Raw genomic sequence first — 15,560 nt, 5'->3', positions numbered from 1 at the left:
GTCGTTACGCTTCTCCAAAAAGGGCGACCCTGAGGGGCCGCCCTTTTTGTTTTCCTCCGCCCGCCGGCCAGCCCGTTGTCAGCGTAAATGTAACGTTATAACATCGCGCCTCATTTGAAGGGGGATGTATGCGTCGCCACGTTCTAGCAGTTGCCGTTCTACTCACCATCCATAGCGCCTACGCAGCGGACGAGACCACGCTTCCAGAGGTCACCGTCGAAGCCGACCGCCCGTCGCGGATCGATACCGTGGTCGTCGTGGAAAACATCCAGGCCCAGAACCGCACGCTTGGCAACATGCTCGAGCATGTGTCGGGCGTGCAGAGCAGCGCCTTCGGGCCGAATGCCGGCGCGCCGGTGATCCGCAGCCTGGGCGGCAACCGCGTGCAGGTGCTGGAGGACGGTCAGTCCATCCTTGGCATGAATGCCTTGAGCGGCGACATCAACGTGCCCTTCGACCCGCTCTTCGTCAGGCGCGTGACCGTCAACAAGTCCTCCGACACGGTGCGCCATGGCGGCAACGCGCTCGGCGGCAGCGTCGACATCGATTCGGGCCTGGTTTCCCGTGAGATGGAAAGCAAAGACCAGGAAATGGAGCTGGTGCTGCGGCAGGGGTTCAACGATGTCGACGCCCAGGGCTTCCGCATGAACTTCAACAACCAGCGCAACGTGTCCACCAACGTGCAGATGTCCGTGCAGCGGATGTCGCATTACGACATCCCGGGCGACAGCAAGGCCGATGTATGCAACAGCCAGCTGTTTCCCGCCGCGGGCGGGGTCAATAGCGCGCTGGCCGATGCCTGCCAGAAGGAAGCGCGGATACAGCAGGTCTACAACAAGGCCTCGCAACCGTACATCGACCAGTTCATGACCGAAAACCCGGATTGGGCCGACGGCGAATTCTCGTACTACACCAACCGGCCCACCTCGGTGTGGATGGGCAGGACCTACGTCAATCCGGCAAACCCGCTGTACCAGGAAGGCACGCCGTCCTACGTGCAGAACCGGATCAACCGCGACGTCACCCCCAACTATCGCAGCACGCTGGGCAACAGCTATTCCCGCAACACGCACCTGGCCGTGGGCTCGACCTACTTCTTCGACCGTGGCTACCTGGCGGCCAGCATGGACTCGAAAGACAGCGAGTACGGCGTGCCCGGCTTCTCGATGGACAACCTCTCCTTCGGCACCGATCTCAGCCAGAGCCGACCGGTCGGCGTGAAACTCACGCAGGACCGCTACACGCTGGAAGGCACCCTGCGCGACCCGGTCCCTTTCCTCGAAACCGCCGAGCTCAAGCTGTCGCAGCTGAGCAACACATCGGGGGAGTACCTGGGCAGTTCGAAAGCCAATGCGTACGACTTCGAGACCTTCCAGGCAGAACTGCTGCTGGCCCACCAGCCGGTGGGCCCCCTGAGCGGTCTGTTCGGTGCCAGCCACCGCAACCGGACCATCCGCGGCAGTGGACCGCAGCGTTACCTTCCGGACGTGGACACCGAGGGCCTGGCTGCCTTCATCAAGGAAAGCCTGGACTTCAATTGGGCATCCTTTGACGCCGGCTTCCGCCACGAGCGCGTCGAGCACACGATCCAGCACAGTGCCTTCACCACCTCCAGGAACTCACCGAACGCCCCGCTGGAGGACCGCGCGTTCACGTTCAACAGCTACAACGCGGGTGGGTACGTGCAGCTGGGCCGCCTGTTTGGCGCCAAGGCCCGCTATTCCTCCTCGGCGCGCGCGCCTGACGTCAACGAGCTGTACGCCAGCAACCGGCACTATTCGGTGTTGACCCAGGAGGAGGGCGACCAGGACCTCAAGCCAGAGCGCGCCCGCAATGCCGAGTTCACCCTGTTGTTCAACAAGGGGGGCTTCGACATCACCGCCACCGCCTACCGCATGAAGATCGAGAACTTCCTGTACCAGGGCTACTCCGGCCTGCAGACTGCCAATCGCCTGCCCCTGAAGTACTGGAAGCAGACGGACACCACCGTCAAGGGCTTCGAAGTCGATGTTTCGCAGTCACTCGATCTGGGCAGCTACGGCAAGCTCGCGTTCTCGGCGTTTTCAGATCTGGTGAAGAACAAGGCCGACAACCCGGACTCCCTGCGCGCGCACAACGACGGCGAGTACCTGCCCAACATGCCGACCAACCGCTTCGGTGCCAATGTGGCCTGGGAGAGCGGTGGCTGGAAGGCGAAGGTGTCCAGTACGTACTACGACGAGCAGAAGTACCTGGGCAAGAACGTGAGCCAGGAGATACCGCTGGATGCGTTCAACCTGCTGGACGCCCAGCTCAGCTATGCCTTCGCCATGCGCAATGCAGTGGTGCAGGGCGTGGAGGTCTTCCTCAGTGGATCCAATCTGCTCGATGAGGACGCCCGGCCGCACAACTCGCCGCTGAAGTACATCGCACCGCTTCCCGGGCGTGGCTTCCAGGTGGGCGTGACCGTGAAGCTGTAACCGTCACGGTGATGGAGCTGCTCGTAATGGCCGCCACGTGTGGCGGTGTGGTGGCCTGCACGTGCCGGGGAACGGCAAGACATCAGGGAGTACGCGCCCCGGTAGCTGCCAGCCTCGGCGCGACCGCCAGATCGCCAGCCTCAAGCTGGCAGCAACGGGCACGTGCTCGACCAGGAAGTAAATGGGTAGGTACCGACCGTTGGTCGGTACACCCTCGAACAAAGGGCGGCCCACGGGGCCGCCCTTTGCCGTTTCTGGCGTCGGGAAAACTTTAGTCAAGTCCGCCCGCGACATTCAGCGTCGGTTCTAGTCGAAATGCGATTCTCGGGGTGTCAGCCGCTGGCTGCGTCAATCGGTCCCACCACGCAAGGCGTGTGGCTTCACCCAGTCTGCAACAGGAAAAAGAATGAACGTCCGCGAACTTCTGCAATCCAAGAAAGACTCCGTTGTCACCATCGACGTCGAAGACACGATCGGCGCCGCCGCCCACAAGATGAGCGCGCACAAGATCGCCGCGCTGGTGGTGATGAAGGACGATGTACCGGTCAGGATCATCTCCGAGAAAGACATCGTGCGCAGCTTGGCCGACGACGGCCCGCAGGCTGGGCGCCGGGTCATTTCCACGCTTCCCTCGGCGGGCCTGGAGGGCATCGCGCCCGAGGCGACCCTGAAGCAGGCCATGGCGCTGATGACCTATTCGCGCCATCGCCACCTGATGGTGACCGAGGGCAGCACGCTGGTGGGCATCCTGAGCCTGGGTGACATCGTCAAGAACCTGCTCAACGAGCTGGAGCTGGAGAAGGCGGTGCTGCAGGACATCTATATGGCCGCACACTGAAGAAGGCGGGGCAGTGGAGCGGACGTCCAGTCCGCTTCCACGCGGCGATGCGACGCTGGAGTGGCATCACGCACTGAGTGGTTCGCTCTACTCGGTGCGGCCGTTTCCAGCGTGGGTCGACAGCCTCTCCAGGTCACCCAGCAGCAGCTGATACGCTTCTTCCTGCGCTGCACCCACAGGCTGCCGCAACACCCAGGAAGGATGCACCGTCGCAAAGCCACGGGTGCCATCTTCCAACGCGTGCCAGCGGCCACGGTCGCGGCCCAGATTGAAGCCGGGGCCAAACACGGCGCGCGCTGCAGTGGCGCCCAGGCAGACGATCACCTTCGGGCTCACCTGTTCAATCTCCGCCAGCAGCCAGGGCCGGCACGCATTGATATGGGTGACCTGCGGCTTGGAATGGATGCGCTTCTTGCCGCGCCGCTCATAGCGGAAGTGCTTCACCGCGTTGGTCAGGTACAGCGCGCTGCGATCGATGCCCAGTGCCTGCAGCGCCCGGTTCAACAGCTGCCCGGCCGGGCCGACGAAGGGATGCCCGCTCAGGTCCTCGGAGTCCCCGGGTTGCTCGCCGACCAGCATCACCTGCGCATCGCGCGGGCCTTCGCCGAACACGGTCTGGGTGGCTGGCTCCCAGAGCGGGCAGCGCCGGCAACCGGCGGCCGCGGTGCGCAGCTCGTCGAGGGAATCGCCGTTCGCGGTTGCCGGGCCGCGCAGGGGAATGTGCTGCTCCGGTATCCGACGTTGTGGTGCCTGCGCTTCACGGTCATGCATTTCCTGCACGCGGTCACCGGCATCGCGCACCAGCGTGGGCAGCAGGCTCGCCTCCGGCAGGTGCTTCCAGTACCGGGTCGGCATTTCCTGCTGCATCATCCGGGTGTTCAGGCGGGCGGGATTGAAGATGTTGGCGTAGTAGGTGCGCCACAGTTCTTCGCGCGCATCCTCCACCGGCGCATCGGCCTGCTTGCTTCCGGGGCCGAAGGCCAGTTCCTGTCCGTCCCAGCGCACGCTGCGGGTGGGGGTGAGGATCGCCCAGCGCATGCCGGCGAAGCGGCGCGCGAAGAACGGCGCGACCCGGTCCACGATGTGGTGGTCGGGTTCGAACCACGCGATGAACGCGTTGTCCTCGCCGGGTACCTCGCGGAAGCGCACGAACGCTTTCATCTTGTGGCTGTCACGGCGTACCGCCTGGCCCAGTGCCATCGCACGCAGCACGTCCGGGTCGGCCGGGTTGGTCAGCAGGCCGCGCTCGCCGTGCACGATGCGCCAGAGCATCCGGTAGAGCAGGGCGTGCCGCTGTGGATCGCTGTGGCACAGGCAGGTGGACGCCAGTTCGACGAACGATTTCGGCACCGGGATGGTCGTGCCGTGGCTCTGCCGGGCGGGCAGACTGGCCAGCGGCGGCGCGTCCAGCAGCGACGCGTCGCCGCCCTGCAGCCAATCGAGCTGATCGGGTGCAACACCATGCTGCAGTCCCAATCGCGCCGCATCACGCCATGCCTGCACCGACCATGCCGGATCGACCCGCACACTCCAGCGGCTCATGCGGCGTCGGGAAACAGCGAGGCCTGACGCGGTGGCGGCGCCAGTCGTGCACGCAGGGCGGTGGGGTCATCCAAGGCGCGGCGCGGGTGATGGTCAGCCAGCTGCACGAACGGCAGCAGCTTGCTCATCGGCGCGCGCAGGCGGGCCACGTCGGCCACGCGCAGGCGCCCGTGCCGGCGTGCCATCAGCACGCGCTTGACGTTGCGCACGCCCAGCCCGGGCACGCGCAGCAGCATCTCCTTGGATGCCACGTTGAGGTCCACCGGGAAGCGCTCGGGGTGGCGGATTGCCCAGGCCAGCTTCGGGTCGATGTCCAGGTCGAGCATGCCGTTCTGCGTGGTGTCGGTGATTTCCTCCACGCCATAGCCGTAGAAGCGCAGCAGCCAGTCGGCCTGGTACAGCCGATGTTCGCGCGCCAGCGGCGGTGCCTGCACCGGCAGCAGCCGGCTGGCATCCGGAATCGGGCTGAACGCGGAGTAGTACACCCGGCGCATGCGGTAGTTGCCGTACAGGTTGTCGGCGGCGCCGAGGATCTGGTGGTCGCTGGCGCCGTCGGCGCCGACGATCATCTGCGTGCTCTGGCCGGCAGGGGCGAAGCGGGGTGCACGGGCGCGACCGGCGCGCTTGGTGGGGGAGGTTGGCGCCGGTGCCGCCACCGTAGTGGGCTTGGAGTCGCTGGCGGCCTTGGCCTCCTTGGCTTCTTCGATGCGCCAACGCAGTTCACCCATTGCGCCGCGAATGGAGGGCAGCGATTTTTCCGGCGCGAAGCTGCTCAGGCCTTCCTCGGTGGGCAGCTCGATGTTGATCGAGAGGCGGTCGGCATAGCGCCCCGCCGCCGCCAGCAGTTCCGGAGACGCTTCCGGAATTGTCTTGAGGTGGATGTAGCCGGAGAAACGATGCGCCTCGCGCAGCTGCCGCGCCACCTCCACCATCTGCTCCATGGTGTAGTCGGCATTGCGGATGATGCCGCTGGAGAGGAACAGACCTTCGATGTAGTTGCGCTTGTAGAAATCCATGGTCAACGCAACCACCTCGGCGACGTTGAAGCGCGCACGCGGCACATTGCTCGAAACCCGGTTCACGCAGTACGCGCAGTCGTAGATGCAGAAGTTGGTGAGCAGGATCTTCAGCAGCGATACGCAGCGCCCGTCGGGTGTGTAGCTGTGGCAGATGCCGGCGCCTTCGGTGCTGCCTATGCCGCCGGAGCTGCGCGAATCGCGGCGTCCCGCGCCACTGGAGGCGCAGGACGCGTCGTACTTGGCGGCATCGGCCAGGATCGCCAGTTTGCGTATCGTCTCCATGGGGAAACGGTAGGGGCGGCCAGTCTCATGTTGTGAGACTGGGGTCGGCGCCGGCTGAAGCGTTCAGGGGGCCGGCGTGGACGCAGCCACCCAGGGGGGGCTCTACGAAGGCGCGTCTGGGTTACGACGATACTCAGAACGTGACTTTCACCGAGTCGGCGCTGTAGCTCGCCGGGCCGTGGTACACGACCTCGATGTTGTTGCCGTCCGGATCGATCGCGAAGGCGGCGTAGTAGCCCGGGTGGTAGGGGCGTTCGCCGGGGGCGCCGTTGTCCTTGCCGCCTGCGGCCAATGCCGCCTTGTGGAAGGCATCGACGGTGGCGCGGTCGCGGGCCTGGAAGGCCAGGTGGTGGCGGCCGGTCAGTTCACCGGCGGCCGCTTCGCTGTCGGCGGTGGAAATGAACAGCTCATCGGCCCAGAAATACGTGTCGCCCTCGCCGGCGATGGGAATGCCGATGGTGTCGAACACGGCCTGGTAGAAGCGGCGGCTGGCCGGCAGGTCACGCACGATCAGTTGCAGGTGGTCGATCAGCCGGCCGCGGTGCAGTTCCATGGTTTCCATGCGGGTTCCTTCGGGTGGAAAGGAACGCAGGTATACCATCGGCGGTGCACGCCCGCCTTGGCAGGGCGTGCACATTGTTGAAGCCGGGGCAATCAGCCGATCGGGGTGTTGGAAATGATCTCCACCCAGTAGCCGTCCGGGTCCTTGATGAAGGCAAGGTGCTTCATGCGGCCGTCTTCCAGACGCTTCTGGTAAGGCACCTTGAGATCGTCAAAGCGCTTGCAGGCGGCCTGGATGTCGGGCACCGACACACAGATGTGGCCGAAGCCACGGGGGTCCTGGTTGCCGTCGTGGTAGACCGGGCCGTCCTGGGTTTCGGTGCCGTGGTTGTGGGTCAGCTCCAGCACGCCGGGAAGGCCGGCCATCCACAGCCGACGCGCATCGTCGCCTTCCGGGATCTGCGTACCCGCCGGCAGCAGGGCCAGGAAGTACAGGCTGAACTGGGCTTCGGGGAAGTCACGCTGGTCGAGCAGGCGGAAGCCGAGCACGCGGGTGTAGAAGTCCAGCGAGGCGGCGGCGTCCTTGACGCGCAGCATGGTGTGGTTGAACACGAAGCCGGTGGTTTCGGCCGGCGGCTGGGCGGCAACGCCCGGCTGGGACTGCAGGGAGGCAAGGCTCATGGGGGATCCTGTGGGAGGCCGCGCAACGCGGCTGGCCGTTCATTTTAGCGGGGCGCCGGCAAGGGGACGTAGAATGCTGCATCTTCCTGGCCCATCGTCGACATGTCGCAGCGTGAATGGGTGGCCGCCGCCATCCGCAAGATCGAAGCCGATTTCAACCGTTCGGCCGATACCCACCTCATTCCGATGGACCTGCCGGGCCACCCGGGCATCGAGCTGTACTTCAAGGATGAATCCAGCCATCCCACCGGCAGCCTGAAGCACCGCCTGGCGCGCTCGCTGTTCCTGTACGCGCTGGCCAACGGCTGGCTGCGCGAGGGACGCCCGGTGATCGAGGCGTCCAGCGGCTCCACGGCGGTGTCTGAAGCCTACTTCGCGCGCCTGCTGGGCCTGCCGTTCATTGCGGTGATGCCGGCGACCACCTCGCCGGAAAAGATTGCCGCCATCGAATTCCACGGCGGCCGCTGCCACCTGGTCGAACGCGCCTGCGACCTGAACTGTGATTCGGAAAAGCTGGCCCGCGAAACCGGCGGCCACTTCATGGACCAGTTCACCTACGCCGAACGCGCCACCGACTGGCGCGCCAACAACAACATCGCCGAATCCATCTTCAAGCAGATGGCCGAAGAGCCGCACCCCGTTCCGGAATGGATCGTGTGCAGCCCCGGCACCGGCGGCACCGCCGCTACGCTGGGCCGCTACGTGAGCTATCGCCGGCACGACACCCGCATCCTGTGTGCAGACCCGGAAGTGTCGGTGTTCTTCGACGGTTACCGCGCTGCCCTGGCCGGTGAACCGTGGCGCGAGCTCACCTGCAGCGGTGGTTCGCGGGTGGAAGGCATCGGTCGGCCCCGGGTGGAATCGAGCTTCATCCCGACCAGCGTGGATGCCATGGTCAAGGTGCCCGACGCGCTGAGCCTGGCCGCCATGCGCCATGTCAGCCGCCAGCTGGGGCGCCGCGTCGGCGGCTCCACCGGTACCAATTTCATCGGCGTGCTGCATGCCGCCGAGCGCATGCGTGCGGCCGGGCGCAGCGGCTCGATCGTGACGATCCTGTGCGACAGCGGCGAGCGCTATGCGCACAGCTACTACAACCCGGACTGGTACCCGCGTCAGGGCATCGACGTGGAGCAGGCCGATGCGGTGATCGCCGCGGCGGTGGCCGGGCAGGGCCTGCCGGAGCTGCCCAACGCCGCGCTGGAAGCGCTGTACTGAGCAACACCGACCGGTGAACGGCCACGAACCCGTGGCCGCCGGGGCTTGTGCAGCACCGGGTCCGGTGCCATATGGTGGGAAACGCCGGCGTGCCGGCCCCGCTGTCTGGAGACCCCGCTGTGACCCCTGCCAATCCCCTGCTTGATTTTTCCGGCCTGCCCCGTTTCGATGCGATCCAGCCCGAGCACATCGGCCCGGCCATCGATACCCTGTTGGCCCAGGCCGAGGCGGCGGTGAAAGCGGCCGAAACCGTGCAGCCGGTCAGCTGGGCCCGTTTCGTCGAGCCGCTGGACGATGCCACCGAACGCCTGTGGCGCGCCTGGGGCCAGGTCAGCCACCTGCAGGCAGTGGTGAACACGCCTGCGCTGCGCGAGGCCTACAACAGCAATCTGCCCAAGGTGACCCGCTTCGGCAGCGCCCTCGGCCAGAACCTGGCGCTGTTCCAGCAGTACCGCGCATTGGCGGCCACGCCGGAAGCGGCGCAGTATGACCCGGCCCGGCGCAAGGTGCTGGACAACGCACTGCGCGATTTCCGCCTGGGCGGCGCCGAACTGGACGAGGCCGGCAAGGCCCGGTACAGCGCGATCCGCGAGGAGCTCTCGGCGCTGTCGGCGACGTTCTCGCAGAACGTGCTTGATGCCACCGATGCCTGGTCGCTGCACGTGGAAGACCGCAGCGAACTGGCCGGCCTGCCCGAGGATGTGGTGGCCGCTGCCCGTGCCGCGGCGGAGAAGGATGGCCTCCCGGGCTGGAAGCTGACCCTGCAGATGCCGTGCTATCTGCCGGTGCAGACCTATGCCGAACACCGCCCGCTGCGCGAAGCGCTGTACCGCGCCAACGCGCTGCGTGCCTCCGAGTTCGGTGATGCCAAGCTGGACAACAGCGTGCACATCGACCGCATCCTGGCGCTGCGCGCCGAGCTGGCCTCGCTGCTGGGGTTTGCCAGCTACGCCGAATACTCCATCGAAACCAAGATGGCCGAAGACGCGCCGCAGGTGCTGGGCTTCCTGCGCGATCTGGCAGCACGCGCCAAGCCCTACGCGCAGCGCGACCGCGCCGAGCTGGACGCGTTCGCCCGCGACGAACTGGGCCTGCCTGCGTTGGAAGCGTGGGACCTCGCCTTTGCATCCGAGAAGCTGAAACAGGCGCGCTACAGCTATTCCGAGCAGGAAGTGAAGCAGTACTTCACCGAGCCGAAGGTGCTGGAGGGCCTGTTCAGCGTCATCCACGGCCTGTACGGCCTGCAGGTGCAGCCCGACCAGGCGCCGGTGTGGCATCCGGACGTGCGCTTCTTCCGCCTGGTCGATGCGCAGGGCGCACTGGTCGGGCAGTTCTACCTGGACCTGTACGCGCGCGAGGGCAAGCGTGGCGGCGCGTGGATGGACGACTGCCGCAACCGCCGCGACACCGCCCATGGCGTGCAGACGCCGGTGGTGTACCTGGTGTGCAACTTCGGCAAGGGCGCCGAAGGCAAGGTGTCGACCTTCAGCCACGACGAGGTGACTACGCTGTTCCATGAAATGGGCCATGGCCTGCATCAGTTGCTGACCCGCATCGGCGAGCTGGGCGTGGCCGGCATCAACGGCGTGGAGTGGGATGCGGTGGAACTGCCGAGCCAGTTCATGGAGAACTTCTGCTGGGAGTGGGACCGCGTGCAGGCGATGACCGCGCATGTGGAGACGGGCGAGCCGCTGCCGCGCGCGCTGTTCGAGCGCATGCTCGCCGCGCGCAACTTCCAGAGCGGCATGTTCACCGTGCGCCAGCTGGAGTTCGCGCTGTTCGACATGCAGCTGCACAGCAGCTTCGACCCCGTGCAGGACAGCGTGCTGCAGCTGCTTGAACGCGTGCGCGACGAAGTGGCGGTCAACCGCCCGCCGGAATGGAACCGCTTCCCGCACCAGTTCAGCCACATCTTCGCCGGGGGCTATGCGGCGGGGTACTACAGCTACAAATGGGCCGAGGTGCTCAGTGCCGATGCGTATGCGGCGTTCGAGGAAGCGCCGGATCAAGTGGCTGAAACCGGAAGGCGCTTCCGCGATGAAGTCTTGTCGCGCGGCGGCAGCCGCAGTGCGGCGGAGAACTTCGCCGCGTTCCGCGGGCGCGCACCGAACGTGGATGCGCTGTTGCGCCACAACGGCATGGCCGGTTGATCCCGTGTACCGACCAACGGTCGGTACCTACCTCAGCTGGTAGGTGCCGACCGTTGGTCGGCACGGCGCTGAATCATTCGGCGTAAATCATCGTGCGGCTCATGCCGCCATCGACCACGTGGTCCTGTCCGGTGATGAACCCGGACAGGTCCGAGAGCAGGAACACCGCCAGCGCACCGATATCCTCGGGCTGGCCGACCCGGCCGACTGCATGCTGGGCATGGTCGCGGCGCGACAGCTTCGGCGTGCGCCGCCGCGCCGGGGCCTGCCACGCATCGGTGGTGATCCAGCCGGGGCTGATGCTGTTGACCCGCACCTGTGGCCCGCTGCTGATCGCCAGCGCGTGGGTAAACGCCACCAGCCCGCCCTTTGCCGCAGCATAGGCTTCGCTGTCCGGCTCGGACTGCCACGCGCGGGTGGAGGCGATGTTGATGATTGACCCGCCGGCCTTGTCCGCCGCCTGCGTGCGCAGCGCCGGCAGTGCGTGTTTGCTGCACAGGAACGCCCCATGCAGGCTGGACAGGCGGCGCTGCCATTCGGCCAGCGTCATCTCCGCCAGTGGGGTGCCATGCGCGCTGGCGATGCCGGCGTTGTTGACCAGCCCGTCAATGCGCCCGAAGCGCTTCAGCGTGGCCTTGACCAGCGCCTGTACGCTGCGTTCGCGGGCCACATCCGCACGCTGGAAGGCGGCGCGCTCGGGCAGTGCCCATTCCTTCAGGCAGGCGCGGCCGGCGTCGGCGTCCAGGTCGGCGATCATCACGCTGCCTCCCGCCCCCAGCACCGCCTGCGCGATGCCACGGCCCACCCCCTGCGCACCACCGGTGACGATCACCACGCGGTCGCGCAAGGGCTGCGCGGGCCAGTCAGTGATGGCCGGGGTCAGTGGCATCGCGGGGTGTCCTTGCGGCCGAGCAGGCGGGTCCAGCCTTCAATGCCCAGCTTGTCGAGGGTTTCAATGTTGCGTTCGACGATCACGTCCGGATCCGGGAACGCGGCCACCGCGCGTTCCACGCTGTCTTCGCGCAGCAGGTGCAGGGTCGGGTAAGGCGAGCGGTTGGTGTAGTTGCTCACATCATCCGGCGCGACCCCGGCGAACTGGTACTGCGGGTGGAAGCTGGCCACCTGCAGGATGCCCTGCAGGTCCAGCGCCTCGATCGCGGCATCGGCGTTGTCGAGGAAGTCGTTGTAGTCCAGGAAATCGGTCAGCACGTCCGGGTGCACGATCAGCGTGGTGTCGATCTGCTCGGCCGGGGTGTCGCGCAGCAGCACCAGTTCTTCGGCGAGTTCTTCCACCAGTGCTTCGATGGTGGTCGCGTCGCTGAGCACGAAGCGCACCTGGTCCTTCACGTACACCGCCTTGGCGAACGGGCACAGGTTCAGGCCAATGACGATCTGCTCCAGCCAGCGCCGGGTTTCCGCGATGGGATCGCTGCCGTCAGGCGCGGTGTCGGCGGGCAGGGGCAGGTCATTCATGGCGGGCGATTTCGCGGGCTGGGCAGCGCATTGTACGGGGGCTGGCCAGGGCGGGCGTGATCGGGCCAGGGCCGGGCAGGGCCCGGCACCCGGCGCGCTGGATCAGTCGCGGAAATTGTCGAATTGCAGCGGGACCTCGAACTTTTCCTTTCTCAGCAGGGCCATCACGTCCTGCAGGTCGTCGCGCTTCTTGCCGGTCACGCGCAGCTTGTCGCCGTTGATCTGGCTATCGACCTTGAGCTTGGCTTCCTTGATCGCTGCGGCGATCTTCTTGGCAACCTTCTGTTCGATGCCCTGTTTAACCGTGATCTTCTGGCGGGCGCCGGCGAGATTGGTTTCGATATCGCCGAATTCCAGGCAGGCGGCGTCGATCTTCCGCGCGGTCAGGCGCTGGCGCAGGATGTCGGTCATCTGCTGCAGCTGGAAGTCGCTGGGAGCGGACTGGCTGATCACGCTGTCTTCCAGCACGAACCTGGCATCCACGCCCTTGAAGTCGAAACGGGTGGACAGCTCGCGGTTGGCCTGGTCGACCGCGTTGGTCAGTTCGTGGATGTCGACTTCGGAAACGACGTCAAATGAGGGCATGGGGATTCTCCTGCAGGTGAAGCCCCCATTCTAACCAACCGTGCATGGACGTCCCGGCAGGGGCGGCGATAATGGGCCATGAACACCCAACGCTCCCCCTCCCGTGCCGTCGCCTGGATGCTGATGGCGGTGGCCTGCTTCTCGCTGATGGATGCGGGCATGAAGCAGCTCGCCTCCAGCTACCCCACCCTTCAGGTCACCTTCCTGCGCGGCGCGGCTTCGTTGCCGTTCGTGCTGGTCTGGGTGCTGGCCACGGCCGGCCCGCGCTCGCTGATCCCCGTGCGCTGGGGCCTGCACCTGCTGCGCGGCCTGCTCGGCATGGCGATGATCGGCTGCTTCGTCTTCGCGCTGCGCAGCCTGCCGCTGTCCACCGCCTACACCATCTATTTCGTCGCACCGCTGCTGATCGCAGCGCTGTCGGTGCCGCTGCTGGGTGAGCATGTCGGGCCGCGCCGCTGGATCGCCATCGGCATCGGCCTGGTCGGAGTGGTGGTGGTGCTGCGCCCCGGGGTGGACGGCTTCATTTCGGTGCCGGGGCTGATGGTGCTGCTGGCGGCCACGGCCTACGCGGTGGCCGCCATCACTGTCAGCATGCTGACCCGCACCGATACCCCCCAGTCCATGGTGGTGTGGTTCCTGGTGATCCTGGCGCTCGGCGCGGGCCTGCTGGCCCTTCCGGACTGGCAGCCGCTGCAGCTGGGACACGCCGCGCTGATCGCTGGAATGGGCCTGGCCGGAGCCGGGGGCCAGGTAGCCCTGACCCGCGCCTTCCAGCTCGGCGAGGCCTCGTTGATCGCCCCGCTCGAATACACCGGGCTGGTCTGGGTGATTGGCTGGGACCTGGCGTTCTGGGGCGTGCTGCCGGACCGGTTCACCTGGCTGGGCGCAGCGATCATCGTGGCCTCCGGCCTGTACCTGCTGCACCGCGAGCGGGTCCGCCAGGTCCGTGCGCCGCAGCCGCTGGACCACCCCTGAGCCCCGCCAGGCGGGCGACGACGTTTCCTTATAAGCAAAGGGAATATCATTCGAATCTGCCGCGCGGGCCAGGGCCGTCCCGCGCTGGTAGGCTGCACGCCCCCTCCCGTCGATGCCCCGGTTGACCGCGAAGTGATCGAGTTCCAGCGCCTGCACAAATCCTACGTCGTCGGTGGCCGCGCGATCGCCGCGCTGCAGCCGCTGGACCTGACCATCGAGGCCGGCGAAGTGTTCGGCATCATCGGCCATTCCGGCGCGGGCAAATCGACCCTGATCCGGCTGATCAACCGCCTGGAAGAGCCGACCGGTGGCCGCCTGCTGATCAACGGCGAGGATGTCACCGCGCTGGACCGCGATGGCCTGCGCGCGCTGCGCCGCAGGATCGGCATGATCTTCCAGCACTTCAACCTGCTGTCGTCGCGCACGGTCGCGGCCAATGTGGCCTTCCCGCTGGAGCTGGCCGGCACTCCACGGGCGGACATCGACGCACGGGTAAGCGAACTGCTGCATACCGTGGGCCTGGAAGCGCACGCCAACAAGTATCCGGCACAGCTGTCCGGCGGTCAGAAGCAGCGCGTCGGCATCGCCCGCGCCCTGGCCACCCGCCCGCAGATCCTGCTGTGCGATGAAGCGACCAGCGCGCTCGACCCGCAGACCACCGCCTCGGTGCTCAAACTGCTGGGCCGGATCAATCGCGAGCTGGGCCTGACCATCGTGCTGATCACCCACGAGATGGATGTGATCCGCCGCGTCTGCGATCGCGTGGCCGTGCTCGATGCCGGCCACCTGGTGGAAACCGGGCCGGTCACCGAGGTGTTCCTGCATCCGCAGCACCCGACCACGCGCCGCTTCGTCAACGAATCCGAACAGGTCGACGAAGGCGAGCTGCACAAGGATTTCGACGCCGTGGCCGGGCGCATCGTGCGCCTGACCTTCCTCGGTACCGATACCTATGAGCCGGTGCTGGGCCGCATCGCGCGCGAGACGGGGGTGGACTACAACATCCTGTCCGGTCGCATCGACCGCATCAAAGACACCCCGTATGGCCAGCTGACGGTATCGCTGGTGGGCGGCGACGTGCAGGCCGCGCAGGCCGGCTTCGTGGCCGCCGGCGTTCACCTGGAGGAGCTGCGCCGATGATCATCGCTACTGCGGGCGGGTTCTTCCGCCATCTCGACGCGGCCAAATGGGCGGACATCGGCCAAGCGACCGTCGATACCCTGCTGATGCTGGCCGGCTCGCTGCCGCTCACCCTGGCCATCGGCCTGCCGCTGGGCGTGCTGCTGTTCCTGACCGGTTCGCCGCAGCTGCACCGCAAGCCGGTGCTGTACGGCGGGCTGGCACTGCTGGTCAACCTGCTGCGTTCGGTGCCTTTCATCATCCTGATGATCGTGCTGATCCCGATCACGCTGTGGATGATGGGCACCTCGCTCGGCGTGCGCGGTGCGATCGTGCCACTGGTGATCGGCGCAGCGCCGTTCTACGCGCGCCTGGTGGAAACCGCGCTGCGCGAAGTGGACCGCGGCGTGATCGAAGCCAGCCAGGCGATGGGCGCCACCACCTGGCAGCTGGTCAGCCGGGTACTGCTGCCCGAAGCACGGCCGGGCCTGATTGCCGGGGCCACCGTCACCGTGATCGCGCTGATCGGCTTCACCGCCATGGGGGGCGCGATCGGCTCAGGTGGCTTGGGCGACCTGGCCTTCCGCGACGGCTACCAGCGTTCGCACACCGATGTGGCCCTGGTCACCGTGGTGCTGCTGCTGGTACTGGTCCAGCTGCTGCAGATGCTGGGCGATTGGCTGGTAGGGCGGTATTCGCGCAAGTAAATTGATCTGACGTT

Annotated in this window: 14 protein-coding genes; 7 read left to right on the top strand and 7 right to left on the bottom strand. The window is 66.5% G+C overall.

The window, feature by feature from the left end; translation table 11 throughout:
• Window positions 1-128: 128 nt before the first annotated feature.
• Together ACGFZ3_RS07260 and ACGFZ3_RS07255 are read left to right on the top strand one after the other, a co-directional pair.
• Entirely contained in the window at window positions 129-2,459 is a 2,331-nt protein-coding gene (locus ACGFZ3_RS07260; protein WP_392918473.1) for a TonB-dependent receptor, read from the top strand.
• Between the two features lie 406 nt (window positions 2,460-2,865).
• Window positions 2,866-3,297, top strand: coding sequence for a CBS domain-containing protein (locus tag ACGFZ3_RS07255; RefSeq protein ID WP_392918470.1), 432 nt, complete (start codon window positions 2,866-2,868; stop codon window positions 3,295-3,297).
• Window positions 3,298-3,384: 87 nt separating this feature from the next.
• Here the strand turns inward: ACGFZ3_RS07255 and ACGFZ3_RS07250 are convergent, their stop codons facing one another.
• The 4 genes from ACGFZ3_RS07250 to gloA all read right to left on the bottom strand — a co-directional run bounded on the left by ACGFZ3_RS07250 (window position 3,385) and on the right by gloA (window position 7,322).
• Window positions 3,385-4,839, bottom strand: a complete 1,455-nt coding sequence (locus ACGFZ3_RS07250; protein WP_392918467.1) for a UdgX family uracil-DNA binding protein — start codon at window positions 4,837-4,839, stop codon at window positions 3,385-3,387.
• Window positions 4,836-6,140, bottom strand: a complete 1,305-nt coding sequence (locus ACGFZ3_RS07245; RefSeq protein ID WP_392918464.1) for a putative DNA modification/repair radical SAM protein — start codon at window positions 6,138-6,140, stop codon at window positions 4,836-4,838. The genes ACGFZ3_RS07250 and ACGFZ3_RS07245 overlap by 4 nt, the downstream gene beginning before the upstream one ends.
• A 133-nt stretch (window positions 6,141-6,273) precedes the next feature.
• Window positions 6,274-6,702 (bottom strand): VOC family protein, encoded by a 429-nt coding sequence (locus ACGFZ3_RS07240; protein WP_193069514.1) that lies wholly within the window; start codon window positions 6,700-6,702, stop codon window positions 6,274-6,276.
• A gap of 92 nt (window positions 6,703-6,794) precedes the next feature.
• The gene (gene gloA / locus ACGFZ3_RS07235) at window positions 6,795-7,322 is read right to left on the bottom strand and encodes a lactoylglutathione lyase (protein ID WP_392918462.1); all 528 of its coding nucleotides are present in this window, start codon (window positions 7,320-7,322) and stop codon (window positions 6,795-6,797) included.
• A gap of 102 nt (window positions 7,323-7,424) precedes the next feature.
• On the opposite strand from gloA, the gene ACGFZ3_RS07230 reads away from it, so the two are divergent.
• Together ACGFZ3_RS07230 and ACGFZ3_RS07225 are read left to right on the top strand one after the other, a co-directional pair.
• Entirely contained in the window at window positions 7,425-8,537 is a 1,113-nt protein-coding gene (locus tag ACGFZ3_RS07230) for a PLP-dependent cysteine synthase family protein (protein ID WP_093534005.1), read from the top strand.
• A 119-nt stretch (window positions 8,538-8,656) separates the two neighbouring features.
• A complete protein-coding gene (locus tag ACGFZ3_RS07225; RefSeq protein ID WP_392918458.1) occupies window positions 8,657-10,687 on the top strand; it encodes a M3 family metallopeptidase in 2,031 nt (676 codons plus the stop codon).
• Window positions 10,688-10,760: 73 nt separating this feature from the next.
• On the opposite strand, the gene ACGFZ3_RS07220 is transcribed toward ACGFZ3_RS07225, so the two are convergent.
• The 3 genes from ACGFZ3_RS07220 to ACGFZ3_RS07210 all read right to left on the bottom strand — a co-directional run bounded on the left by ACGFZ3_RS07220 (window position 10,761) and on the right by ACGFZ3_RS07210 (window position 12,745).
• On the bottom strand, window positions 10,761-11,576 hold the full coding sequence (locus tag ACGFZ3_RS07220; protein ID WP_392918455.1) for an SDR family oxidoreductase: 816 nt from the start codon (window positions 11,574-11,576) through the stop codon (window positions 10,761-10,763).
• Window positions 11,567-12,160, bottom strand: coding sequence for a DUF1415 domain-containing protein (locus ACGFZ3_RS07215; RefSeq protein ID WP_392918452.1), 594 nt, complete (start codon window positions 12,158-12,160; stop codon window positions 11,567-11,569). The genes ACGFZ3_RS07220 and ACGFZ3_RS07215 overlap by 10 nt, the downstream gene beginning before the upstream one ends.
• A gap of 102 nt (window positions 12,161-12,262) precedes the next feature.
• Window positions 12,263-12,745: a YajQ family cyclic di-GMP-binding protein gene (locus tag ACGFZ3_RS07210; RefSeq protein WP_392918450.1), complete on the bottom strand. Its 483-nt coding sequence runs from the start codon at window positions 12,743-12,745 to the stop codon at window positions 12,263-12,265.
• 78 nt (window positions 12,746-12,823) lie between these two features.
• On the opposite strand from ACGFZ3_RS07210, the gene ACGFZ3_RS07205 reads away from it, so the two are divergent.
• The 3 genes from ACGFZ3_RS07205 to ACGFZ3_RS07195 all read left to right on the top strand — a co-directional run bounded on the left by ACGFZ3_RS07205 (window position 12,824) and on the right by ACGFZ3_RS07195 (window position 15,546).
• Window positions 12,824-13,720, top strand: a complete 897-nt coding sequence (locus tag ACGFZ3_RS07205; protein WP_392918447.1) for a DMT family transporter — start codon at window positions 12,824-12,826, stop codon at window positions 13,718-13,720.
• Window positions 13,721-13,852: 132 nt separating this feature from the next.
• Window positions 13,853-14,860 (top strand): methionine ABC transporter ATP-binding protein, encoded by a 1,008-nt coding sequence (locus ACGFZ3_RS07200; protein ID WP_392918445.1) that lies wholly within the window; start codon window positions 13,853-13,855, stop codon window positions 14,858-14,860.
• Complete coding sequence (locus ACGFZ3_RS07195; RefSeq protein ID WP_217535714.1) at window positions 14,857-15,546, top strand: methionine ABC transporter permease; 690 nt, start codon at window positions 14,857-14,859, stop codon at window positions 15,544-15,546. The genes ACGFZ3_RS07200 and ACGFZ3_RS07195 overlap by 4 nt, the downstream gene beginning before the upstream one ends.
• Window positions 15,547-15,560 lie beyond the last annotated feature (14 nt).

Source organism: Stenotrophomonas sp. NPDC047960 (assembly GCF_043204395.1).
GTDB lineage: Bacteria > Pseudomonadota > Gammaproteobacteria > Xanthomonadales > Xanthomonadaceae > Stenotrophomonas.
The sequence above is the reverse complement of the archived record's forward strand: the minus strand, read 5'-3'. Positions and strand labels throughout refer to the sequence as shown.